Source organism: Pseudomonas sp. TAE6080, assembly GCF_018732265.1.
Lineage (GTDB): Bacteria > Pseudomonadota > Gammaproteobacteria > Pseudomonadales > Pseudomonadaceae > Aquipseudomonas > Aquipseudomonas brenneri.
This window is the reverse complement of record NZ_JAHIDY010000024.1, coordinates 32386-56544: the sequence shown is the minus strand read 5'-3', so window position 1 is coordinate 56544 and position 24159 is coordinate 32386. Positions and strand designations below refer to the sequence as shown.

Annotated in this window: 17 protein-coding genes and 2 pseudogenes; 10 read left to right on the top strand and 9 right to left on the bottom strand. The window is 60.1% G+C overall.

Annotated elements, in window-relative coordinates; translation table 11 throughout:
- Window positions 1-171: 171 nt before the first annotated feature.
- From KL786_RS18310 to cobA, 6 genes are all read left to right on the top strand, one after another.
- Entirely contained in the window at window positions 172-1383 is a 1212-nt protein-coding gene (locus KL786_RS18310) for a nitrate/nitrite transporter (RefSeq protein ID WP_070995172.1), read from the top strand.
- Complete coding sequence (locus tag KL786_RS18305; RefSeq protein WP_215518525.1) at window positions 1383-3050, top strand: bifunctional protein-serine/threonine kinase/phosphatase; 1668 nt, start codon at window positions 1383-1385, stop codon at window positions 3048-3050. The genes KL786_RS18310 and KL786_RS18305 overlap by 1 nt, the downstream gene beginning before the upstream one ends.
- 271 nt (window positions 3051-3321) lie before the next feature.
- Window positions 3322-5775, top strand: coding sequence for a nitrite reductase large subunit NirB (gene nirB / locus KL786_RS18300; RefSeq protein ID WP_215518502.1), 2454 nt, complete (start codon window positions 3322-3324; stop codon window positions 5773-5775).
- Window positions 5772-6089 carry a nitrite reductase small subunit NirD gene (gene nirD, locus KL786_RS18295; protein ID WP_032863380.1) on the top strand — a complete coding sequence of 106 codons (318 nt, stop codon included), beginning with the start codon at window positions 5772-5774 and terminating at the stop codon, window positions 6087-6089. Before nirB ends, nirD begins: the two co-directional genes overlap by 4 nt.
- Entirely contained in the window at window positions 6089-8797 is a 2709-nt protein-coding gene (locus tag KL786_RS18290; protein WP_215518501.1) for a nitrate reductase, read from the top strand. The genes nirD and KL786_RS18290 overlap by 1 nt, the downstream gene beginning before the upstream one ends.
- Window positions 8798-8808: 11 nt before the next feature.
- On the top strand, window positions 8809-9546 hold the full coding sequence (gene cobA / locus KL786_RS18285; RefSeq protein WP_215518500.1) for a uroporphyrinogen-III C-methyltransferase: 738 nt from the start codon (window positions 8809-8811) through the stop codon (window positions 9544-9546).
- A 62-nt stretch (window positions 9547-9608) separates the two neighbouring features.
- Here the strand turns inward: cobA and KL786_RS18280 are convergent, their stop codons facing one another.
- From KL786_RS18280 to ppsA, 8 genes and pseudogenes are all read right to left on the bottom strand, one after another.
- Window positions 9609-10589 (bottom strand): OmpA family protein, encoded by a 981-nt coding sequence (locus tag KL786_RS18280; RefSeq protein ID WP_215518499.1) that lies wholly within the window; start codon window positions 10587-10589, stop codon window positions 9609-9611.
- Window positions 10590-10696: 107 nt separating this feature from the next.
- A complete protein-coding gene (sigX, locus tag KL786_RS18275; protein WP_032863384.1) occupies window positions 10697-11287 on the bottom strand; it encodes an RNA polymerase sigma factor SigX in 591 nt (196 codons plus the stop codon).
- Between the two features lie 87 nt (window positions 11288-11374).
- Window positions 11375-12199: a mechanosensitive ion channel family protein gene (locus tag KL786_RS18270; protein ID WP_032863385.1), complete on the bottom strand. Its 825-nt coding sequence runs from the start codon at window positions 12197-12199 to the stop codon at window positions 11375-11377.
- Window positions 12200-12201: 2 nt separating this feature from the next.
- Window positions 12202-12447, bottom strand: a complete 246-nt coding sequence (locus KL786_RS18265; protein WP_029298275.1) for a hypothetical protein — start codon at window positions 12445-12447, stop codon at window positions 12202-12204.
- A gap of 85 nt (window positions 12448-12532) precedes the next feature.
- A complete protein-coding gene (gene cmaX, locus KL786_RS18260; protein ID WP_215518498.1) occupies window positions 12533-13528 on the bottom strand; it encodes a divalent cation transporter CmaX in 996 nt (331 codons plus the stop codon).
- 26 nt (window positions 13529-13554) lie between these two features.
- The gene (rraA, locus tag KL786_RS18255; protein WP_215518497.1) at window positions 13555-14043 is read right to left on the bottom strand and encodes a ribonuclease E activity regulator RraA; all 489 of its coding nucleotides are present in this window, start codon (window positions 14041-14043) and stop codon (window positions 13555-13557) included.
- A gap of 230 nt (window positions 14044-14273) precedes the next feature.
- A pseudogene (locus KL786_RS18250) lies at window positions 14274-15262 on the bottom strand (alpha/beta fold hydrolase).
- Between the two features lie 99 nt (window positions 15263-15361).
- Window positions 15362-17737 carry a phosphoenolpyruvate synthase gene (gene ppsA / locus KL786_RS18245; protein WP_215518496.1) on the bottom strand — a complete coding sequence of 792 codons (2376 nt, stop codon included), beginning with the start codon at window positions 17735-17737 and terminating at the stop codon, window positions 15362-15364.
- Between the two features lie 178 nt (window positions 17738-17915).
- On the opposite strand from ppsA, the gene ppsR reads away from it, so the two are divergent.
- Complete coding sequence (gene ppsR, locus KL786_RS18240; RefSeq protein ID WP_032863389.1) at window positions 17916-18734, top strand: posphoenolpyruvate synthetase regulatory kinase/phosphorylase PpsR; 819 nt, start codon at window positions 17916-17918, stop codon at window positions 18732-18734.
- 111 nt (window positions 18735-18845) lie between these two features.
- Here the strand turns inward: ppsR and KL786_RS18235 are convergent, their stop codons facing one another.
- Complete coding sequence (locus tag KL786_RS18235) at window positions 18846-20270, bottom strand: aminotransferase-like domain-containing protein (RefSeq protein ID WP_215518495.1); 1425 nt, start codon at window positions 20268-20270, stop codon at window positions 18846-18848.
- 160 nt (window positions 20271-20430) lie between these two features.
- Between KL786_RS18235 and KL786_RS18230 the strand changes: the two genes are divergently transcribed.
- The 3 genes and pseudogenes from KL786_RS18230 to KL786_RS18220 all read left to right on the top strand — a co-directional run bounded on the left by KL786_RS18230 (window position 20431) and on the right by KL786_RS18220 (window position 24155).
- Window positions 20431-21324, top strand: a complete 894-nt coding sequence (locus KL786_RS18230) for a DMT family transporter (protein ID WP_162237661.1) — start codon at window positions 20431-20433, stop codon at window positions 21322-21324.
- A gap of 26 nt (window positions 21325-21350) precedes the next feature.
- A pseudogene (gene moeB, locus KL786_RS18225) lies at window positions 21351-23214 on the top strand (molybdopterin-synthase adenylyltransferase MoeB).
- Window positions 23215-23240: 26 nt separating this feature from the next.
- Complete coding sequence (locus KL786_RS18220; RefSeq protein WP_154841978.1) at window positions 23241-24155, top strand: PLP-dependent cysteine synthase family protein; 915 nt, start codon at window positions 23241-23243, stop codon at window positions 24153-24155.
- Window positions 24156-24159: the final 4 nt, after the last annotated feature.

Genomic DNA, 24159 nt, shown 5'->3' with positions numbered 1-24159 from the left:
ATGTAAACATCACAGGTAGCCAACGGCGGTTGCCCCTCCACGACAAAGACGTCGCACATCCGGTTTGCATACACAAACCCGGTGGCGGCGTTTTTTCGTTTTGGTGGGGCGGCTTTTGCTGGCCGTTCCATCACCAGGCCTTCTACAAGATCCCCAATCGTGAGGTGCGTGATGAAATCAAGCTTCTGGAAATCCGGGCACACCCCGACCCTGTTTGCCGCGTTCTTGTATTTCGACCTGAGTTTCATGGTCTGGTACCTATTGGGCCCGCTGGCGGTACAGATCGCCGCCGACCTGCAACTGACCACCCAGCAACGCGGGCTGATGGTCGCCACGCCGATCCTGGCGGGGGCGATCCTGCGCTTCTTGATGGGCATGCTGGCCGACAAGCTGTCGCCCAAGACCGCCGGGCTGATTGGCCAGGTGATCGTGATTGTGGCGCTGTTCTTTGCCTGGAAACTGGGGATCCACAGCTATGAACAGGCGCTGCTGCTGGGGCTGTTCCTCGGCATGGCCGGGGCCTCGTTTGCCGTTGCCCTGCCGTTGGCGTCCCAGTGGTACCCCGCCGAGCACCAGGGCAAGGCCATGGGCATCGCCGGGGCCGGCAACTCCGGCACCGTGTTTGCCGCGCTGCTGGCGCCGTTGATCGCCGCCGCATTTGGCTGGAGCAATGTGTTCGGCTTTGCCCTGATCCCGCTGATCCTGACCCTGATCGTTTTCGCCTGGCTGGCGCGCAACGCCCCTGAACGGCCAAAAGCCAAATCCATGGCCGACTATTTCAAGGCCCTGGGTGACCGCGACAGTTGGTGGTTCATGTTCTTCTACAGCGTGACCTTCGGCGGTTTTATCGGCCTGGCCAGCGCCCTGCCCGGCTACTTCAACGACCAATATGGCCTGAGCCCGGTCACCGCCGGTTACTACACCGCCGCCTGCGTGTTCGGCGGTAGCCTGATGCGCCCTCTGGGCGGCGCCCTGGCCGACCGTTTCGGCGGGATCCGCACACTGCTGGGCATGTACGCCGTGGCAGCCGTGTGCATCGCCGCGGTGGGTTTCAACCTGCCCAGTTCCTACGCCGCACTGGCGCTGTTCGTATGCACCATGCTCGGCCTCGGGGCTGGTAACGGCGCGGTATTCCAACTGGTACCGCAGCGCTTTCGCCGGGAGATTGGCGTGATGACCGGGCTGATCGGCATGGCCGGCGGCATCGGCGGCTTCGCCCTGGCAGCGGGCATGGGCGCAATCAAGCAAAGCACCGGTAGCTACCAGTTGGCATTGTGGCTGTTCGCCAGCCTGGGCGTGCTGGCGTGGTTCGGCCTGTATGGCGTGAAGCGGCGCTGGAGAACCACTTGGGGTTCGGCTGCCGTCACCGCAGCGCGGGTCTGATGAGCCTGCAACTGAGCTTTGCCCAGGCCAGCGCCATCGGGCCACGGGAGGAAAACCAGGACGCCCTGCGCCTGGTCACCCCGGCCCTGGAGCTGGCCGCGAGCAAAGGCTACCTGTGTGCTATCGCCGACGGCGTCAGCCAATGTGCCGACGGTGGCCTGGCCGCGCGCTCTACCTTGCAGGCCCTGGCCCTGGACTACTACGCCACGCCGCAGACCTGGAGCGTGGCCCAGGCCCTGGACCGGCTGTTGCTGGCCCAGAACCGCTGGCTGCAGGCCAATGGTGGCGGCCAGCCGTTGTTGACCACCCTCAGCGCCGTGGTGTTTCGTGGCCAGCGCTTTACCCTGGCCCACGTCGGCGACTGCCGGGTGTATCGCTGGTTCGATGGCGAGTTGCAGCGCATCACTCAAGAGCATGTCTGGGAGCAACCGGGCATGCAGCATGTGCTCAAGCGCGCCCTGGGCCTGGATCAGCATCTGGTGGTGGACTTTCTCGACGGTGAACTGCGCCAGGGCGAATGTTTCCTGCTGCTCAGCGATGGTGTGTGGTCGACCCTGGCCGATCACAGCATCCGTGCGATCCTGCGCGAACAGGCTGACCTTAACCTTGCCGTGAATACGCTGGTCAGTGCCGCCCACCTGGCAGGTAGCCAGGACAATGCCAGCGCCTTACTGGTGCGCATTGACCAGCTCGGCGCGGCGACCCTGGGCGATGCGCTGGTGCAGTTGCAGCAATGGCCATTGCCGCCGCCCCTGAAGGCTGGGCAATCCTTTGAAGGCTGGCAGGTGGAAAGTGTGCTGACGCAAAGTCGGCAGTCGTTGCTGTACCGGGTACGCGATACCCAGCAGCAACCCTGGCTGCTGAAAACCCTGCCCCCTGGCCACGATGATGACAACGACGCCGCCCAGGCACTGCTTTCGGAGGAGTGGTTTCTGCGCCGGGTGGCCGGACGGGCGTTTCCTGAAGTCCATCCGGCCGGCGGGCGCCAGCACTTGTACTATGTGATGCGCGAATACAGCGGGCAGACCCTGGCCGCCCTGTTCCAGCACCAGGGCCCGTTGCCGCTGGCGCAATGGCAGTCCATCGCCGAGCGTTTGCTGCGCGCGGTGGGCATGCTGCATCGCCGGCAGATCCTGCACCGCGACATCAAACCGGAAAACCTGCTGCTGGGGGACGACGGTGAATTGCGGGTGCTGGACTTTGGCCTGGCCTATTGCCCTGGGTTATCCGAAGACCGCGCTCATCTGCTACCCGGCACCCCCAGCTTTATCGCGCCTGAAGCCTTTAGTGGTGAACGTCCGACCCCGCAGCAGGATTTGTACAGTGTCGGTGTGAGCCTGTATTACCTGCTGACCGGGCACTACCCCTACGGTGAAATCGAAGCCTTCCAACGGCCCCGGTTCAACACGCCGGTCAGCGCCAGTCGGTATCGACCGGACCTGCCCGACTGGTTGCAGCAAAGCCTGGAACGCTCGGTGGCGGCACAACCGAATCAGCGTTACGAAACCGCCGAGGAATGGCTGCTGGTACTGGAACAGGCCGACCGCCGCGAGCTGAGCCTGCGCCCCAGGCCGCTGCTGGAGCGCGAGCCACTCAAGGTCTGGCAAACCCTGGCGCTGGTGTCGCTGCTGATCAATCTGGTGCTGCTATATCTGTTATCCCTGTAGGAGGCAGACGCGCCAGTTGTGGGCGTCGCGCCTTTAAATGGTGCGAAAAAGCCTTGTGGTATCCACCAGAACCTCAGTAAATCCGGCTTTTCACGAGTTGGCACAACCACTGCATTAGCTCCTGCAACACCCCACATACAGCCCACCCTTCAACGACGAAGGTGGGGCTTTCCCGAGAGAACGGGACCAGGACAAAGGCGTCCTCGCTAGGCAACTAGCGGGACGCCTTTTTTGTTTGCGCGTGATTTGTCGAGCCATTGCGGAGAACGACATGAAGAAACTCAAACTGGTGATGATCGGCAACGGCATGGCCGGGGTTCGCACCCTTGAAGAACTGCTGAAACTGAGCACCGAGCTGTACGACATTACGGTCTTTGGCGCCGAGCCCCACACCAACTACAACCGCATCCTGCTGTCGCCGGTGCTGGCCGGTGAGCAGACGTTCGAAGAGATCGTGCTCAACGACCTCGATTGGTACCTGCAAAACAACATCAAGTTGCTGCTCAACCGCAAGGTGGTGCAGATCGACCGGGTCAAACGCAAAGTCATCGCCGAAGACGGCACCGAGGCCGAGTACGATCGCCTGCTGATCGCCACCGGCTCGACCCCGTTCATTCTGCCGATCCCTGGCAATACCTTGCAGGGCGTTATTGGCTACCGCGATATCGCCGACACCCAAGCCATGATCGACACCGCCAAGACCCACAAGCATGCCGTGGTCATCGGTGGCGGCCTGCTCGGCCTGGAAGCGGCCAACGGCCTGATGCTGCGCGGCATGCACGTCACCGTGGTGCATATCGGCGAATGGCTGCTGGAGCGGCAACTGGACAAGACCAGTGGCCAGTTGCTGCAAACCGAACTGGAAAGCCGCGGCCTGGTGTTTCGCCTGTGCGAACAGACCCAGGCCTTGCACGATGCCGGCAATGGCCGTGTGGGTTCGGTGCAGTTCAAAAACGGCGACGTGATTCCCGCCGACCTGGTGGTGATGGCCGCCGGTATCCGCCCCAACACCGAACTGGCGGAAAAGTCCGGCATCCCATGCAACCGTGGAATCCTGGTCAACGACACGATGCAAACCTACGACCCACGCATCTATGCCATCGGCGAATGTGCCAGCCACCGCGGGATTGCCTACGGCCTGGTGGCTCCGCTGTTCGAGCAGGCCAAGGTCTGCGCCAACCACCTGGCCCAGCTGGGGTTTGCTACGTACAAAGGCTCGGTGACCTCGACCAAGCTGAAAGTCACCGGCATCGACCTGTTTTCCGCTGGCGACTTCATGGGCGGCGAAGGCACCGAAACCATCACCCTTTCCGACCCGATTGGCGGCGTCTACAAAAAGCTGGTGATCAAGGACGACATCTTGGTCGGCGCCTGCCTGTACGGCGACACCGCCGATGGCGGTTGGTATTTCCGGCAGATCCGTGAGAACCATGGCATTGGCGAGATCCGCGACCACCTGATGTTCGGCGAAAACGCCTTGGGCGACGTCGGCCACCAAGGCCAGGACAAAGCCATGAGCATGGCCGACAGCGCCGAAGTCTGCGGCTGCAACGGCGTGTGTAAGGGCACCATCGTCAAGGCGATCCAGGAGCAGGGCCTGTTCAGCGTCGATGAGGTGAAAAAACACACCAAGGCCGCCAGTTCCTGCGGCTCCTGCGCCGGGCTGGTGGAGCAGATCCTGATCAACACCGTGGGCGGTGCGGCTGACGTCAAACCCAAGAGCGAAAAAGCCATCTGCGGGTGCAGCGACCTGAACCACGGGCAAATCCGCCAGGCGATCCGCGACCAGCACCTGCTGACCATCGCCGACACCATGAGCTACCTGAACTGGCGTACCCCCAACGGCTGCGCCACTTGCCGTCCGGCATTGAACTACTACCTGCTCTCCACCTGGCCGGGGGAAGCCAAGGACGATCCGCAATCACGCCTGATCAACGAACGGGCCCACGCCAACATTCAGAAAGACGGCACCTACTCGGTAGTCCCGCGGATGTGGGGTGGTGTGACCAATCCTTCCGAACTGCGGCGGATTGCCGATGTGGCCGACAAGTACAACGTGCCGATGGTCAAGGTCACCGGCGGGCAGCGCATCGACTTGCTGGGCATCAAGAAACAGGACCTGCCCGGCGTGTGGAAAGACCTCGACATGCCTTCCGGGCACGCCTATGGCAAATCCATCCGTACCGTGAAGACCTGCGTAGGTAGCGAGTTCTGCCGCTTCGGCACGCAGAACTCCACACAGTTGGGCATTGAGCTGGAACATGACCTGTTCAATATGTGGTCGCCCCACAAGGTCAAGCTGGCAGTCTCCGGTTGCCCGCGCAACTGCTCGGAAGCCGGGATCAAGGACGTGGGCATTATCGGCGTCGACTCGGGCTGGGAGATGTATATCGGTGGCAACGGTGGGATCAAGACCGAAGTCGCGGAGTTCTTCGTCAAGCTCAAGACCGCCGAGGAGGTGCGCGAATACAACGGCGCCTTCCTACAGCTGTACCGCGAAGAAGCCTTCTACCTGGAGCGCACCGTGCACTACATGCAGCGGGTCGGCATGGACCATATCAAGAAGGCCGTGCTGGAAGACCCGGCGCGGCGCCAGGCGCTGAACGAGCGCTTGCAGTTCTCCCTGTCGTTCGAACAGGACCCGTGGAAAGAACGTCTGGAACAGCCATTGCTGAAGAAGGAATTCGACACCATCGCCGTCAAACAGCTGGAGGTAGTGCTATGAACTGGCTGGATATCTGCGCCCTCGACGAAATCAACGCCCTGGGCTCGCGCATCATCAGTGGCCCGAAAGGTGAAATCGCGATTTTTCGTACCAGTGACGACGAAGTCTTCGCCCTCGACGACCGCTGCCCGCACAAAGGCGGGCCACTGTCCCAAGGGTTGATCTATGGCAAACGCGTGGCGTGTCCGCTGCACAACTGGCAGATCGACCTGGCATCCGGCGAAGCCCAGGCCCCGGATATCGGTTGCGCCCACCATCACCACGCCCGGGTTGAAAACGGCCGGGTGATGCTGGCCCTGCGGGACGCCGGTTGATGGAGCGCCAGACCACCGCATCGACCTGCTGCTACTGCGGGGTCGGCTGCGGCGTGCTGATCGAGCATGATGGCACACAGATCCTCGGGGTCAGTGGCGATCCGACGCACCCAGCCAACTTCGGCAAACTGTGCAGCAAGGGGTCCAGCCTGCACCTGACTGGCGACCTGGCAGCGCGAGCGCTGTACCCCGAATTGCGCCTGGGCAAAGGCCTGGCCCGTGGCCGTACCGATTGGGACAGTGCCCTGGACCACGCCGCCCAGGTGTTCGCCGACACCATCGCCGAGCACGGCCCTGACAGTGTGGCGTTCTATATCTCCGGGCAACTGCTGACCGAGGATTACTACAGCTTCAACAAACTCGCCCGGGCGCTGGTGGGCACCAATAATATCGACAGCAATTCCCGGCTGTGCATGTCCTCGGCGGTGGTCGGCTACAAGCGTAGCCTGGGGGCCGATGCGCCGCCGTGCAGCTATGAGGACCTGGAGACCAGCGATTGCGTGATGATCGTCGGCAGTAATATGGCCTACGCCCATCCGGTACTGTTTCGCCGGCTGGAAGAGGCCAAGGCGCGCCGCCCGGACATGAAAGTGCTGGTGATTGATCCACGGCGCACCGATACCTGTGACCTGGCGGATATGCACCTGGCAATCCTGCCGGGTACTGACGTCGCGTTGTTCCATGGGATTTTGCATCTGCTGCTGTGGGAAGACTGGATCGATCGCGACTTTATCCAGGCTCATACCGATGGCCTGGTCGAACTCAAACGCCTGGTCCACGACTACACGCCGCAGATGGTCACCCAATTGTGCGGGATCAGCGTCGAGCAACTGCGCCAATGTGCGCAGTGGGTTGGCACCTCGGCGAGCTTTTTGTCGCTGTGGTGCATGGGGCTTAACCAGTCCACCGCCGGTAGTGCGAAAAACAGCGCCCTGATCAACCTGCACCTGGCCACCGGCACCATTGGCCGCCCAGGTTGCGGGCCGTTTTCCCTGACCGGCCAGCCCAACGCCATGGGCGGCCGGGAAACCGGTAGCCTGTCGAACCTGCTGCCGGGCCATCGTGATGCCAACAACCCCGAGCACCGCGCACAAGTGGCCGCCTACTGGGGGGTTGAGCAACTGCCATCGAGCACCGGCTTGACCGCCATCGAGCTGTTCGAGCAGGTACAGGCCGGCAAGGTCAAAGCGCTGTGGATCGCCTGCACCAACCCAGCGCAATCGTTGCCGGACCAGAACAACGTGCACCAGGCCCTGGCCGCGTGCCCATTCGTGGTGTTGCAGGAAGCCTTCCGCACCACAGAAACAGCAGCCTTTGCCGACTTGTTATTGCCCGCCGCCAGTTGGGGCGAGAAAGAAGGCACCGTGACCAATTCCGAGCGGCGCATTTCCCACGTACGCCAGGCCATTGCCCCACCGGGTGAGGCGCGGTCGGACTGGGCGATTACCGTGGATTTCGCACAGCGCCTGGAGCAACGTTTGCGACCTGGCCTACCGAGCCTGTTTGCGTTTGCGCAACCGGCGCAGATTTTTGATGAGTTCAAACTGCTGACACGCGGTCGGGACTTGGACCTGTCAGGCATCAGCCATGCCCTGCTCGACCGGATCGGCCCGCAGCAATGGCCGTTTCCCGCCGAGGCGCAAAGCGGCACGCCACGTCTGTACACCAACGGTATATTCCCGACTGACAGTGGCCGTGCGCACTTTATCGCCGAGCCTTATCGCGCTGCCAAAGAACAACGTGATGCACGCTTTCCACTGACCCTGATCACCGGCCGGCTGCGCGACCAATGGCACGGCATGAGCCGCACCGGTACGGCGGCGCAACTGTTCGGTCACGTCAGCGAAGCACTGCTCAGCCTGCACCCGGACGAACTGCGCCGGCACCGCTTCAAAGAGGGCGATCTGGTGAGCCTGAAAAGCCGACGTGGCAATGTGATTGTGGCGGTGACCAGTGATGACAGCGTGCGGCCCGGCCAGGCGTTCTTGCCAATGCACTGGGGTGATCGCTTCCTCAAGGGCGGCGTCAACCTGCTGACTCAGCCGGCATTCGACCCCTTGTCGAAACAACCCGAGCTCAAGCACAGCGGTGTACGCCTGGAAGCCGTGCAATTGCCTTGGCAGCTGTTTGCGTTGATCGAAGGTGACGTGCAGCAACACTTCGAGGCCTTGCGTCCTTTGTGCGAGCGCTTTGCCTACGTCAGCCTCAGCTTGACCGGGCGTGAGCGGCCGGCGCTGCTGCTGCGTGCTGCCCATACCGAGGCGCCGGACCTGCAGTTGCTCAAGAACATCGACCAATTGCTGGGCCTCAATGACGGCCCGGTCATGGCCTATGACGACCCACGGCGCTCCATCGGCAAACGGGTAAAAATCGAGAAAGGCCGGATTACCGCAATCCGTCTGGCCGGCGAAACCCTGGCCCGCCATTGGCTGCAAAGCCTGTGGCTGGAAGGCCGGGCCGATGAGCAACTGCGCCGCTGGCTGCTGGCCCCGCTAAGCGCGCCACCCGGTGCGGGTACGAGCAGCAACAAAATCCTCTGCAACTGCAAGAACGTCAGTGAACACGCGATATGTGCAGGCATCAGCCGCGGCCTGGGCCTGGATGGACTGAAGCAGGAGCTGGGCTGCGGCACGCAATGTGGCTCATGCGTGCCAGAAATCAAACGGCTATTGGCGAGCACCTCGCAGCCAATCGCAATCAGTGTGTGAGGGCAATGAATATGAGCGCAAAAGTCTGGTTGGTAGGCGCAGGGCCGGGTGATCCGGAGCTGTTGACCCTCAAGGCGGTACGGGCCCTGCACGAGGCCGATGTGGTGTTGATAGATGACCTGGTCAACCCGGCGGTGCTTGAGCATTGCCCGAGCGCGCGGGTGATTACCGTCGGCAAACGCGGCGGCTGCCGCTCCACACCCCAGGATTTCATTCATCGTTTGATGCTGCGTTATGCGCGACAGGGTAAATGTGTGGTGCGCCTCAAAGGCGGTGATCCGTGCATTTTTGGCCGTGGCGGCGAAGAAGCGACCTGGCTCAGGGAGCGAGGCGTGAGCGTGGAGTTGGTCAATGGCATCACCGCCGGGCTGGCAGGTGCGACCCATTGCGATATACCGCTGACACTGCGCGGGGTCAGTCGCGGCGTAACGCTGGTCACGGCCCATACCCAGGACGACAGCAGCCTCAATTGGCGGGCCTTGGCCGAGGGTGGCACGACACTGGTGGTGTACATGGGCGTGGCGAAGCTTTCAGAGATTGCCCGGCAGTTGCTGGACGGTGGCATGGCTGCAGATATGCCAGTGGCGATGATCGAGAATGCCTCGCTGCCCCAACAGCGTGAGTGCCGCAGCTCCCTGGCGTGCATGCAGGATGATGCCAAGGCATTCGCCTTGAAGAGCCCGGCTATCCTGGTAATCGGTGCCGTGGCGGCAACGGCGGTTGAAGCTGCATTGTTGGCCAGCGCCTGAGGTAAATCGCAGGCGAAAAAAAGCCCGGCTCAAGAGCCGGGCTTTTTTCTACCACTCAGTAATTACTGAGCTTGAGCTTCAACCGATGCTTCTACGCGACGGTTAACAGCACGACCAGCTTCAGTTGCGTTGTCAGCAACTGGGCGGGATTCGCCGTAACCTACGGAGGTGACGCGGCTTGGAGCAACGCCATCTTTAACCAGGACTTGCTTAACAGCGTCAGCACGACGCTGGGACAGCTTCTGGTTGTAAGCGTCTGGACCGACGGAGTCAGTGTGACCAGCAACTTCTACGTTGGTAGCTGGGTACTGAGCCATGAAGTCGGCCAGGTTTTTCACGTCGCCGTAGCTGTTAGGCTTAACAACGGCCTTGTCGAAGTCGAACTTAACGTCCAGCTCAACACGAACAACCTGAGCAACCGGAGCTTCTGGCTCTGGAACTGGCTCTGGAGCTGGTGCTGGGGTAGGAGCTGGAGCGGCTGCGCCAGCGTTACCGCCGAAGTTTACGCCCAGGCCGACCAGTGCGGAGTAATCCCACTTGCCGTTGTCCAGACCGTAGTCAGCTTCAACACCGGCACGAGCGTACAGGTTGTTGGTGAAGTAGTACTTAACACCGGTACCGATGATGGCTTGAGTGGTCTGATCGCGACCGCTGTGACCGTCAGCCAGTACGTTGGTACGGCTCTGGTGACCGAAACCACCTTCTACGTATGGACGCAGGGAGTCGACGCCAGCCTGACCGAAGTGGTACTGAGCAGTCAGGCTGCCGGTATCACCTTTGATCTTCTGGTTGCCAGTACCGTCGTTCGAACGGGTGTGGTTGGTTTTGTCGTAGGACAAGTTCAAGGACAGGTCGTCGGTCAGGAAGTAACCGATGCGAGCGCCAGGATTGAAGCCGTCTTCGATGTGCTTGACGCTATCGTTGTACTGCTTCTTGTAGAACAGCTCGCCTTCAACTGCGCCTTGGCCTTGTGCCAGAACGCCGAAAGAAGTAGCGGCAATAAGAGAACCAATGGCCAAGCCCAAGGTGTTTTTCAGTTTCATCCGTTAAATCCCCATCTGGTGATTGTAAAGCAGTCCCACATACCGGGGGACAACTCGGCGACAAGTCTAACAGAACTTGCCTACACGTAAGAGATATTTGCACCGAACTAAGTTTCAGTACTGCCCGCAAATTTCTCACGTAATTTATCAAGAGCACGTTTGTAACGCATTTTTGTAGCACTCAAACCCATATGCATAATGTCAGCAATTTCCTGAAATTCCAGTTCTGCGACAAATCGTAGCACCAGAATTTCCCGGTCAATTGGGTTCACATGCACCAACCAGCGATCAAGCCCGCCCTTCTCCTCGGGTGCCGGCGTCTTTTCTTCAGACGCCTCCTCAAGGGGGTCCAGGCTCAACGCGTCCATCAAGCGACGCTTTCGCCGTTCCTTACGATACTGCGTGATGCACTCGTTGTACGTGATGCTGTAGAGCCAGGTTTTGAACTTCGATTTACCTTCGAAGTTCTTCAGGCCATACAACACCTTGAGCATCACTTCCTGACAGACATCATCCGCATCACGATCGTTCCCTAAATATCTTGAACAAACGTTGAACAGAGTGCGTTGATACCTGCGCATCAATTCTTCGTACGCGCGTGTTACGTGAAACAGCTCCGTGTGCGAGCGCGCGACCAACTCCTCATCAGAGAGCTCACGGGGGTCATAGCGCGTGGACAGCGTTTGGGCTTTATTCAAAACAAGTCGTGCCGACAGTCAGGTCAATGTCCGCCACACCCTGGATAGCCAGGATTGCGGCGGCGTACATTAGCAGGGTTTACCGGGTTAGCGGCTATTGACCTGCTGTTCCAGCAGAACCCGATTGGACAGCGACACTAGTTCGCCATCATCGGTCAGCACCGTAGTCTTCACCGTACCGATCTCTTCAATCTGCCCTTCGACCTCGCCAACACGCACGTGTTGCCCCACCTGATACAACTCACGCACATAGATTCCCGCAAGAATCTGCCCGGCAATTCCCCGGCTTCCCAAACCCATGGCCAGCGCAACGGCCAGACCAACGGTAATCAAAACGATCACAATCACATGGTTGAGCAGGTCAGTCTTGACCTCCAACTGGCTGATCGCCACCGAAATACTGATGATGATCACCAACCCCTGGGCAATTCGCCCCAGGCCTGCGGCATAGTCCAGGCCGACACCTTCGGCAGCACCGCGTACCAGGCCATTGGCCAACTGCGCCAGCAAAACCCCTACCAGCAACACCAGCGCGCCGCCGAATACTTTCGGCAAATACAGCGCCAGCATGTCGAGCGTAGCTGAAACTCGCTCAAGTCCAAGGGATTGCGCCGCAGAAACCAGAAAAATCAGCAAAACAAACCAATAGACGATCTTGCCGATCAACGTCGAGATCGGCACTTGCAGCCCGACGCGCCCCAGCAGCTTGGTCAATCCGGTGCCGGCCATCAAGCGGTCGAGGCCCAGCTTGGCGAGCAGTTTGGAAAGCAGGGTGTCGAGCAGCTTGGCCACGACAAAGCCCAGCAATACCAGCACCAGCGCACCAAACAGGTTGGGAATGAAATTCGCCACCTTGGTCCACAACGCAGTCATTGCAGTGACCAGACTCTGCGTCCAGAGATCAAGTTCCATATTCAATCAGCCTTATCAGCAGTGCGAGCAATAGGTTTACGACGAGAAACAGGTGATACATGGGCCGAACCGTTGTTCAGCGCCATCATCAGTGCCGGCAGCCAGCGACCGAGCAGACCGAACAGGTCGCCCGCGCCTACCTGGCGGTTGGCGGTTTTCAGTACGCGGCCCAGGCAAGCATCGTCGTCACGGTTGGACGGCGAAGCGTTAAGCATGTCACGCAAAGACTGTTCAAACGGATCGTGCATAGGGACCTCTCGCAAGTGATTTAAAAGACGAGGGCAAAATTCATCGGGTCACATGACCTCACCCGCCGTTCAGGTCACGTTCAGGTCAAACCCAGCGTAAACGTCGAAACAACCACCACTGCCCAAGGGCCACCGAGACCATCAACAAGCAGGCAATCACGAAGCCATAGGGGCTCTCGGAGAACGGAATGCCCCCCACGTTGATCCCCAGCAAACCGGTCAGAAAACTCATCGGCAAAAAGATCCCGGTGATGATCCCGAAGCGATACATAGTGCGACTCATGCGCAGGCTCAAACGCCTATCCTCGGCCTCCAAAACCAGCCCCACGCGCTCCCGGCTCAGTTCCAGCTCTTCCAGGTAACGGGTCAGGCTGTTGTTCAATTCATTCCAATAGTCGGCATCGTTATCGACAAACCAGGGCAATTTTATGCGCGTCAGTTGCGCGAAAATATCGCGCTGCGGTGCCAAAAATCGCTTGAGCGCGGCAGCACGCCGACGGATCTGCAGGACACTGCCATGCTCCGGGGTATACCGTTCGTCGGTATCCAGTTTTTCTTCTTCGATATCGACGATTTCAGACAGGTCACTGACCAGATCCTGCACTTTGTTGGTCAGGTATTGCGCCATGCACAGGATCAGTTCGGAAGCAGTCCTTGGACCTTTTCCATCCGCCAGTTGCACCAGCAACTCGTCCGTGGCGCGTAAAGGCCGCAGCCGCAGGGAGATGACCCGGTCAGCCGAGGCAAAGATACGCACCGACACCATGTCTTCCGGCTCCGCCCCCGGATTGAGGTTGATCCCACGCAGAAACAGTAGCAGCTCATCGTCCGGCAACGGCAACAGCCGTGGTCGCGTGTTCTCCTCCAGCAGCAGGTCACAAGCGAACTCGCTCAGGCCACTGGATTTGCGCAGCCAGGTCTGGGTCTGGGGATGACTGCGGTCCCAATGCAGCCACAGGCTTTCCTGAGGCTGCAATTGCAGGTCATCAAGCTCAGTCCGGGCAATCGAACGCGCACCGCCTTTACCGTCCAGCACCAGGGCATGCACCAGCCCCCACTGCGCGTTTTCTTCCTCGAACATCCTCACCCCGTCAATTACTGCGGTTATTAAGGCATTTTCAGCGGGCTGGGCGAAACAATCACGCCATTGTTATCGGCATAGACATATTCGCCTGGACGGAATGTCACGCCGGCAAAGGTCACAGCCCCGCCCAGGTCACCCACACCCTGGCGATGACTCTTTTTCGGATGGCTGGCCAGGGCCTGCACGCCGAGGTCAGTCTGGGCGAGGACATCAACGTCCCGTACACAGCCGTAGATCACCAACCCTTCCCAGCCATTTTTTGCGGCTCGATCGGCGATCATGTCGCCCAACAAGGCGCAGCGCAGCGAACCACCACCGTCGACCACCAGCACTTTACCGGTGCCGTCCAGCTCGGCCTGTTCCTTGACCCGGGAGTTGTCCTCAAAGCACTTGACGGTCACGATCTGGCCACCGAAGGAGTCCCGACCACCAAAGTTGGCGAACATCGGCTCCAGCACCTGCACCAGGTCCGGGTAGGCGTCACACAGGTCGGGGGTAACGTAATGGTTCATCGAAAAACTCCTGTCGGTGAAAGAAGGTGTCGAACATCCACAGCCACATCAAGAAAACGCATCGCAACGGGCATTCTTTAAGACCTGCCGCCTCGCAGGACTGCAATGATCAGACCCACCAGCCTGTAACGCAATAACCACTGCGCGACTGAATATGACCAGAACAGCCTCGTGCGTCATATCTTAGCCGCAAGTCCCATCAAGCGAAACGCCCGTCTCAGAGCCTTTTCTCAGACTGCCGCGAGCACCTGCGCCTGCGCGCCCACCAAGGGTGTCTGTGGATCTTTCAGCCAACGCGGCACCAGTGGCCACACTTCGGCCTGGGCGGCTTTACTGACCAGCATCTCGACATGCCCGAAATCACCGCTGAACCCTTGCTGGCGCCCCAAACACAGGTATTGACGATGCTCGCTGCCCACTTGCTCAAACAGCTTGCGGCAGGCCCAGTCCGGATCTTGATGGTCACCCGCGGCACTTACCGCCAGCAGCGGAACATCGACCTCAGCCAGACCTTTCCACCAATCGCGCTCGGCATCGCCAAAACGCCCGAACAAACCGTGCCAGCGCATGCTTTCCAGGGCCAACCCAATGGGCTCGTCTTCCGGGCCACGCTTGAGCCGCGAGCCGGAGAGCTGGGCAAAGCGCTTCAGGATCAAGCGCCCCCCCACTCCACCGGCGGAATTTTCAACGGCCAGTAAGTACGACTGACCTGGCAGCCAAACAGTGCCACCGATGCCACCGCCGGCGCGCCCAGGTACTGGCCACCCAAGGCTGCCGCCAAGGTCGTGCCACCCAGCGAATGGCCGATCCAGTGCGGGATCTGCCCACTTTGCTCACGCACAAAGGCGGCGATGGCGGGCAAGTCGTATCGAGCATAGTCGGCGACACGATTCTTGGCGTAATCCTGGTTGCGCCGGGAAAGCCCGTGCCCACGCATTTCCGGGATCCATACATCAAAGCCCTGGCGTGCCAGATATGCCCCCAGGCCAATGCCTTTGGGCGAATACCAGAAGCGTCGATTGGAGAAGCTGCCATGCACCAGCACCACCGGGACACCACGGCTTTGCGCGGCATCGGCCAGGCCCAGGCGTGTCACCGCCAGCTCTACGGTGCTGTCGGGACTGTTGCCAGGCTTGAGGCGATAGACATCTTCACTCAGGTCGCCACGACGTTCAGCGCTGATCAGGGCGACGGGAAACAGGTTGCTGCTGCTTTGCATAATGTTCTTGCACAAAAAAGGGCGGCGTCCGGAGGGAGTTCCGCCCTGTACAGAATGAGAAATGCCGGCCAGCCACAATGGCTGGCCGGCAAATGGCGATTACGCCGAGGCTTGGCCTTCAGCCAGGAAGAACCAGGTTTCCAGTACGGAATCAGGGTTCAACGAAACGCTTTCGATACCCTGTTCCATCAGCCATTTGGCCAGGTCCGGGTGATCGGAAGGGCCCTGGCCACAGATACCGATGTACTTCCCGGCCTTGTTACAGGCCTGGATGGCATTGGCCAGCAGCTTCTTGACCGCAGGATTTCGCTCGTCGAACAGGTGGGCGATGATCCCGGAATCGCGGTCCAGGCCCAGGGTCAGCTGGGTCAGGTCGTTGGAACCGATGGAGAAACCATCGAAGAACTCCAGGAACTCCTCGGCCAGGATCGCGTTGGACGGCAACTCGCACATCATGATCACGCGCAGGCCGTTCTCGCCACGGGACAGGCCGTTCTCGGCCAGCAGGTCAACCACCTGGCTCGCTTCGCCCAGGGTGCGCACGAATGGCACCATGATCTCGACGTTGGTCAGGCCCATCTCGTTGCGCACACGCTTGAGCGCACGGCATTCGAGCTCGAAGCAGTCACGGAACGCTTCGCTGATGTAGCGCGAAGCGCCACGGAAGCCCAGCATCGGGTTTTCTTCTTCCGGCTCATAGAGCTTGCCGCCGATCAGGTTCGCGTACTCGTTGGACTTGAAGTCCGACAGGCGCACGATGACTTTCTTCGGCCAGAAGGCCGCCGCCAGGGTGCTGATGCCTTCCACCAGCTTCTCGACGTAGAAGCCAACAGGGTCGTTGTAGCCGGCGATACGCTTGTCGACGCTGTCCTTGATTTCCACCGGCAGGCCGTCGTAGTTCAACAGGGCCTTGGGGTGCACGCCGATCATGCGGTTGATGATGAACTCCAGGCGGGCCAGGCCCACACCAGCGTTCGGCAACTGCGCGAAGTCGAAGGCGCGGTCGGGATTGCCGACGTTCATCATGATCTTGAACGGCAGGTCAGGCATGGCATCGATGGAGTTTTGCTTGATATCGAAGCCCAGCTCACCTTCGAAGATGAAGCCGGTATCGCCTTCGGCGCAGGATACGGTGACGCCCTGGCCATCCTTGAGCAGTTGGGTAGCGTTGCCGCAACCGACGACTGCCGGGATCCCCAGTTCACGGGCGATGATCGCCGCGTGGCAGGTACGCCCGCCACGATTGGTGACGATGGCGCTGGCGCGTTTCATCACCGGTTCCCAGTCCGGATCGGTCATGTCAGAGACCAGCACGTCGCCTGGCTGGACCTTGTCCATCTCGGACACGTCCTTGATGATCCGCACCTTGCCGGCGCCGATACGCTGGCCGATGGCACGGCCTTCCACCAGCACAGTGCCGGTTTCTTTCAACAGGTAGCGTTCCATGACATTGGCCGACGTACGGCTCTTCACGGTTTCCGGACGCGCCTGGACGATGTACAGCTTGCCGTCGTCGCCATCCTTGGCCCATTCGATGTCCATCGGGCACTTGTAGTGCTTCTCGATGATCATCGCCTGCTTGGCCAATTCACTGACTTCAGCATCGCTGAGGCAGAACCGGGCACGCTCGGCCTTGTCCACATCAACGGTTTTCACCGAGCGACCGGCCTTGGCCTCGTCGCCGTAGATCATCTTGATGGCCTTGCTGCCCAGGTTGCGGCGCAGGATCGCCGGGCGACCGGCTTCAAGCGTGTGCTTGTGGACGTAGAACTCGTCCGGGTTGACCGCGCCTTGTACGACGGTTTCGCCCAGGCCGTAGGCGCCGGTAATAAACACCACGTCACGGAAGCCCGACTCGGTATCCAGGGTGAACATCACGCCGGCGGTACCGGTTTCCGAACGCACCATGCGCTGCACACCGGCAGACAGGGCCACCAGCTTGTGGTCGAAACCCTGGTGCACACGGTAGGAAATGGCGCGATCGTTGAACAGCGAGGCAAACACCTCCTTGGCCGCGCGGATGACGTTTTCCACGCCGCGAATGTTCAGGAAGGTTTCCTGCTGGCCGGCGAAGGAGGCGTCGGGCAAGTCTTCGGCGGTGGCCGAGGAGCGCACGGCGACGGCCATGTCCGGATTGCCGGCCGACAGGCTGGCGAAGGCAGTGCGGATTTCGGCGTTGAGCTTCTCGGGGAACTCGGCTTCCATGATCCACTGACGGATCTGTGCGCCGGTCTTGGCCAGGGCGTTGACATCATCGACGTCCAGCGCGTCCAGGGCAGCGTGGATCTGGTCGTTGAGACCGCTCAGTTCGAGGAAATCGCGGTATGCCTGGGCCGTGGTGGCGAAACCACCGGGCACCGAGACACCAGCGCCTGCAAGATTACTGATCATCTCGCCGAGGGATGCGTTCTTGCCCCCCACATGCTCTACATCATGGACGCCGAGCTTATCGAGGGAAACTACGTACTCTACCAAGGTGATCTCTCCACTAACTGTGTTGGAAAAGCTCAGGGCGCCGGCGGCTCAGTAGGAGCATTTACCGGCGTTTGTGGCCTGGACCTGGAAAATAAGTGAGAATGCGGCCCACTGTGGGACGGCAAAATCGCGCCTATCATATCCAAGATTCGTCATCAGCTTAAGGCCCAAGGCTCAAATGAAACGATCTGCTTTCTTTATCTCCGATGGCACCGGCATTACCGCCGAAACCCTGGGTCAAAGCCTGCTGGCGCAGTTCGAAAGCATTACCTTCGCCAAATTCACCCGGCCTTATATCGATAACGTGGATAAAGCGCGGGCCATGGTACAACAAATCAATCTGGCCGCCGAAAAAGACGGGATGCGCCCGATCATTTTCGACACCATCGTCAACCAGGACATTCGTGAGATCCTCGCGACCTCCAATGGTTTCATGATCGACATCTTCTCGACCTTCCTTGCGCCCCTGGAGCAGGAGCTGAGTGAACACTCCTCGTACTCCGTGGGCAAGTCCCATTCCATTGGCCATAACTCCAACTATATGGAGCGGATCGAGGCGGTGAACTTCGCCCTGGATAACGACGATGGCGCCCGCACCCACTACTACGACAAGGCCGACCTGATCCTGGTCGGCGTGTCGCGTTGCGGCAAGACCCCGACCTGCCTGTATATGGCCATGCAATTTGGGATCCGCGCGGCCAACTACCCACTGACCGAAGACGATATGGAGCGCTTGCAGCTACCGGCGGTGCTGCGTACCCACCAGCACAAGTTGTTTGGCCTGACCATCGATCCGGATCGTCTGACGGCCATCCGCAATGAGCGCAAGCCCAATAGCCGCTATTCGAGCTATGCCCAGTGCGAATTCGAGGTGCGGGAAGTAGAGAACCTATTCCGCCGGGAAAATATTGCGCACATCAACTCCACGCATTTTTCGGTGGAAGAGATTTCGGCGAAGATCCTGGTGGAAAAAGGCGTTGAACGGCGTTTCAAGTAATTTTCATAGTTGGGTCCATCGCTATCGCAGACAAGCCAGCGCCCACACTTGATGGGGTTCACGCGTCAAAATCTGGGAGCTGGCTTGCCTGGGATAAACGATAACGCGGTCTCACAGATGAAACCGGTCCCCACCCTGCCCCAGCGCCGTGGCCAACGCATCAAATCCCGCACGTAACAGCTGATCGTCCCCGGACGTATTGCAGATACTTGCCCGAATGAACTGCGGCACCGCCGTCTGTCCTACCGCAAAGGCTTCTGCCGTGGCGATCAGGTAATTGTTCTGCTTGAGTTCAGCCTCGATTTCCGACGCACGCCAAGGCTCCGGGACTTCAATCCAGAAGTGCGGGCTGTTGGGGTGCGTTCGGTATTCCAGGCCCGTCAACAGGTCTTCGACCAACGTTTTGCGGCGGCTGATCTCGTTGATCTGCTGATGCAACAAATACTCTGCCGTGCCGTTTTCAATCCACTGCGTGGCCAGTTCCAGGGTCACCGGCGTGGCCATCCAGCAGGTTGAGCGCAAGGCCGCAGAAATACGGCTGACCAGCGCCGGCGGCGCATGTACATACCCCACCCGCAGGCCCGCCGACACAGCCTTGCTCAGGCTGCTGATCAGAATCGTGCGCTCCGGGGCAAAATGACTCAAAGGTGGCGGCCGGTCCTCCACCAGCACCCCATGTGCCTCGTCTTCCAGGATCAACAGGTTGTGCTCGCGACACACCTTCACCAGCGCCTCACGGCGGGCCACCGACAACACCGCGGTCGTGGGATTCTGAATGGTCGGCGTGCAATACAGAGCCGACACCCGGTGATTGCGACAGACTTCGTCCAAAGCCGTGGGCAACACGCCCTCCTCATCCATTTCCAGGCCAATCAGCCGGATGCCGAGCATCCGTGCGGCGGTGATCAGGCCAGGGTAGGTCAACTGCTCGGTCACCACCGTGTCGCCCGCGCGCACCAAGGCCATCAAGGCGCACAGCAACCCATGCTGGCCGCCATTGACACAGATGACCTGCTCTGGAATCGGATGAAAATCGCGCTGCACCAGCCATTGCGCCCCCGCCTCGCGGTAACGGGGCAAACCGGCGTCCGGGGTATAGGCGCTGATGTCCTGGAGAAACTTGGCGTTGGTCGACAGGGTTTGGAAGCTCTGGGCCAGGAAGGTCGTTTCCTGACCCGGAATATGCATGTTGCGACTCATATCGAAGTACTGGCGCGGCTCCTCGCTGAAATTGCGAAAGCCCTCGTCACGCTGGCGCTCCATCCCACGCTTGCGCACGAATGTTCCGTCACCCACCCGCGCCACCACCAGGCCCAGTCGCTCCAGTTCGCCGTAGGCACGACTGATGGTACCGATGGTCACCCCCAGGTTGTCCGAAAGCACCCGGTGAGGCGGCAGCTTTCGTCCCGGCTCGATCAAGCCTTCGAGGATGCCCCGTTCCATGACGTCGGACAGGCGCTTGTACTTCACGCCCTGCCCGTTGGACAGTCCCTCTCGCATAATTGACACCATGTCAATATTTGTTTTGACAGCCATCTTTCGCCCTAATAGTGTGCTTTTACGGGTTCAATCACCGGGTTAAACCTCTAATTACAAGTTCAATATAGAGTTCAATTCCGGCTCAGGGAAGCAATAAACGATGCCAATGTCCGCCGTTCTCGAAAATGCCGAAAAAACCAAATCACACAAACAATGGCTGGCTGGCCTGATCACCAGTGTGATGTTCCTGATTGTCTGCCTGAGCTGGGGCACCACCTGGCTGGGGATCAAGATCGCGGTGGAAAGCGTGCCGCCATTGACATCGGCGGGCTTGCGCTTCCTGATCGCCTTTCCACTGTTCCTGTGTTTTGCCCTGGTGCGTCGCGAGCCGATCCTGTTTCCACGGGAAAGCCGCTGGTTCTTTGTATTCGTGACCCTCTGCTACTTCAGTGTTCCCTACTACCTGCTCAACTATGGCGAAATGCACGTCTCGTCCGGCCTCACCGCCCTGCTGTTCAGTTGCATGCCGGTGTTTATCCTGATTTTCTCGGCGCTGTTCCTGCGCGAGCGCATCTACTTTTCCCAGGTCGTGGGGATTGGGATCGGTTTCGGCAGCCTGTACATGATCATCAGGAGCCAGGGATTGCACCTTGACCATGCCGAGTTCTTCGGCGTGCTGGCGATTCTGACCGCCGCGATCATGCATGCCTTGTGCTATGTCATTACCAAGCAAAAAGGCAGCGCCATCAGCGTGATCACCTACAACACCCTGCCCATCGGGATTGCCGGGCTGATGCTGTTCGTCGCCGGCCTATGGTTCGAAGCCCCGACCTTCGAGGCCATCACCCTGCGCTCCTGGAGCGCCCTGCTGTACCTGGGCCTGGTGGCCTCGGTCGGCGGTTTTATCGTGTATTTCATGCTGCTCAAGCGCCTGAGCCCGATCATCCTGTCGTTCGTCTTTATCATTTTCCCGGTGTTCGCCGTGATCATCGGCGCCTGGTACGAAGGCCTGGAGCTGTCCCGGGACCTGATGCTGTACTCGGCGATCCTGCTGGCCGGCTTTGCAATCACCAAGTTGCCCATCGAAAAGCTCCTGGCCAAGCCCAATTGACCCTTTCCCCACCACGCGAGAGAAACATGGACGTCCTCCGCCAAACCGCCCTGGAACAAATCTACGCCCACGCCGCCAGCACCTATCCCGAAGAGTGCTGCGGCTTTGTCTTCGCCGACGGCAGTGTGTACCTGGGCAGCAATATCCAGAACGAGTTGCACTGCAAGAACCCCGAGATGTACCCGCGCAGCGCGGCCAACGGCTACACCTTCTCGGTGACCGACACGCTGTTGATGAACAAGGCCTTTCGCACGGATAACCCGGTGGTGGTGATCTACCACTCCCACCCGGATGTCGGTGCGTACTTCAGCGACGAGGATCAGGACAAGGCCCTGTACATGGGGGAACCCATCTACCCCGTCAGCTACCTGGTGGTGGATGTCCGCCAGGGCAAGGCCCTTGGGTCGAAACTGTTTGCCTGGGATGGCACGCACTTCGCCCTCAACCCCTTCAACGACCTGCAAACGGAGTTGTACATGAACGCTGTCTCTTTCCCCGACATCCTGGTGCGCGTGGCCAAGTTGCCAGAATCGACCCTTGAGGGTGCCGGATCGACATTGCGCAAAGTCATTGAAGACACCTGCACCCGCTACCCGCAACTGCGGGCGCACCTGTTCCACGAAAACAACGGCCAGCTCAAGGAGCACTTCCTGTTCACGGCGGGGGAAGAACTGATCGGCCCCGACGAGCCGCTACCCGAAAAGGCCAGAATCGAAGTGCTGCTGGCCACCTCCGGCGGCATGGACATCGAGTCGCTGAGCAACGAGGAAGTGCAGCGTTATGTGCGTCATATCACCCTGCCCGGCGTTGGACGCGAAGGTCAACTGAACCTGAAGAAGGCCAAGGTGCTGATCATCGGCACGGGTGGCCTGGGCTCGCCTATCAGCCTGTACCTGGCCGCCGCCGGCATCGGCACCCTGGGGCTGGTGGATTTCGACGTGGTGGAAAGCAGCAATCTGCAACGCCAGGTCGTCCACGGCAACAGCACCCTGGGCCTGCCCAAGGTCGAATCCGCCAAGCAGCGCCTGCAAGACCTCAACCGCCATATCCAAATCAACACCTACGACACCGCATTGAATGCCGACAATGCCCTGGAGCTGGTCGGTGCCTACGACCTGGTGATCGACGGCACCGACAATTTCGAGACCCGCTACCTCGTCAATGATGCCTGCGTACAGTTGGGCAAGCCGCTGGTGTACGGCGCGATCTACCGTTTCGACGGCCAGATCAGCGTATTCAACTATCAAGGCGGGCCCTGCTACCGCTGCCTGTACCCTAACGCGCCACCGGCGGAACTGGCGCCCAATTGCAGCGCCGGCGGGGTCATCGGTGTACTGCCTGGGGTGGTCGGGATGATCCAGGCCACCGAGGCAATCAAATTGCTGATCGGTCTGGGCGAACCGTTGTCAGGCCGGTTGATGCGCTTTGATGCCCTGGCCATGAAATTCAGTGAAATCCGTTTCAAGCGTCGCGCCGATTGCCCGTGCTGCTCCGAACTGCGCGATGAGCACCAACCCACAGCCGTCGTGTGTGCCGATGCCGTCCGCAATGCCCCCCAGCCTGGCCGAAGAGCACTACATCAAGCCCCAGGTGCTCAAGCAGTTGCTTGAACACCGTAGCAGCGCCGACATCCTGCTGGATGTGCGCGACGCCAGCGAGCTGGAGGTGTGCCAACTCCCCGGCGTGGTGCACATCCCCCTGGCCCAGCTCGACGATCAGCTCGATACCCTCAGCCGTGACAACACCCATTACCTGATCTGCTACGCCGGCATCCGCGCCGAGCAAGCCGCCAGTACCTTGCTGGCAGCGGGCTTTGCCAACACCCGGGTGCTGGAAGGCGGCATGAAACACTGGGTGCGCGACGTCGAACCCGACATGCCTTTGTACTGATCACGGGCCTTGGGGGTACTTATCTGATGCTGCATAACTCCATACTCGACGCCATTGGCCAAACGCCCATCGTGCGCCTGGAACAATTCTCCGAAGATCTCGGCATCGAGGTCTTTGCCAAGCTCGAATCCCTGAATCCGGGCGGCAGCCACAAGGCGCGGATCGCCCTGGGGATGATCCTCGACGCCGAACGCAGGGGCATCCTGATTCGCGATTCGGGGCAAACCATCATCGAACCCAGCGGCGGCAACACAGGCATCGGCCTGGTCATGGCCGGCAATGTGCTGGGCTACAAAGTGGTGCTGGTGATTCCCGACAACTACAGCCCCGAAAAGCAGAAACTGCTGCGCCTGTATGGCGCCAAGGTGGTGCTGTCGGACAGCCGCCTGGGCAACAACTCCCATGGCGAAAAGTGCATGGAACTGCAGTTGGAAAACCCCAGCTTCGTCATGCTCAACCAACAGCGTAACGGCGCCAACCCCCAGACCCATCGCGACACCACCGCCCCGGAAATCATCCGCGCCTTTGGCGAGCGCCAGGTCGACTATTTTGTCAGTGGCATCGGTACCGGGGGTCATATCACCGGTATAGGTGAAACCCTCAAGGCCACCTGGCCGCAGATCCGCGTGATGGGGGTCGAACCCGAGGAGTGCGACCTGCTCAGCGACCGCCATGCGCCGCACCATATCCAGGGCCTGTCCATCGGCTTGATCCCGAGCATTCTCAACCTGAATGTACTGGACGGCATGCTCAAGGTTTCGCGCCTCGACTGCCTGGACATGATGAAGCGCATCATGCGTACCGATGCCATCAGCCTGGGGCTGTCGTCAGCCGCCAATATGGTGGCCATCGCCAGGCTCGCCCCGGAACTGCCCACCGACACCGTCGTCCTGACCATGGTGTACGACAGCGCCGACAGTTATCTGCCCTGTTTCGAATAACGAC

Coding starts and splice junctions, on each gene's coding strand:
- KL786_RS18305 (WP_215518525.1), top strand. CDS start 1,383: ATGAGCCTGCAACTGAGCTTTGCCCAGGCCAGCGCCATCGGGCCACGG.
- KL786_RS18220 (WP_154841978.1), top strand. CDS start 23,241: ATGCTGCATAACTCCATACTCGACGCCATTGGCCAAACGCCCATCGTG.
- KL786_RS18270 (WP_032863385.1), bottom strand. CDS start 12,199: ATGGAACTTGATCTCTGGACGCAGAGTCTGGTCACTGCAATGACTGCG.
- KL786_RS18280 (WP_215518499.1), bottom strand. CDS start 10,589: ATGAAACTGAAAAACACCTTGGGCTTGGCCATTGGTTCTCTTATTGCC.
- KL786_RS18265 (WP_029298275.1), bottom strand. CDS start 12,447: ATGCACGATCCGTTTGAACAGTCTTTGCGTGACATGCTTAACGCTTCG.
- rraA (WP_215518497.1), bottom strand. CDS start 14,043: ATGAACCATTACGTTACCCCCGACCTGTGTGACGCCTACCCGGACCTG.
- KL786_RS18290 (WP_215518501.1), top strand. CDS start 6,089: ATGGAGCGCCAGACCACCGCATCGACCTGCTGCTACTGCGGGGTCGGC.
- nirB (WP_215518502.1), top strand. CDS start 3,322: ATGAAGAAACTCAAACTGGTGATGATCGGCAACGGCATGGCCGGGGTT.
- nirD (WP_032863380.1), top strand. CDS start 5,772: ATGAACTGGCTGGATATCTGCGCCCTCGACGAAATCAACGCCCTGGGC.
- cobA (WP_215518500.1), top strand. CDS start 8,809: ATGAGCGCAAAAGTCTGGTTGGTAGGCGCAGGGCCGGGTGATCCGGAG.
- cmaX (WP_215518498.1), bottom strand. CDS start 13,528: ATGTTCGAGGAAGAAAACGCGCAGTGGGGGCTGGTGCATGCCCTGGTG.
- ppsR (WP_032863389.1), top strand. CDS start 17,916: ATGAAACGATCTGCTTTCTTTATCTCCGATGGCACCGGCATTACCGCC.
- KL786_RS18235 (WP_215518495.1), bottom strand. CDS start 20,270: ATGGCTGTCAAAACAAATATTGACATGGTGTCAATTATGCGAGAGGGA.
- KL786_RS18310 (WP_070995172.1), top strand. CDS start 172: ATGAAATCAAGCTTCTGGAAATCCGGGCACACCCCGACCCTGTTTGCC.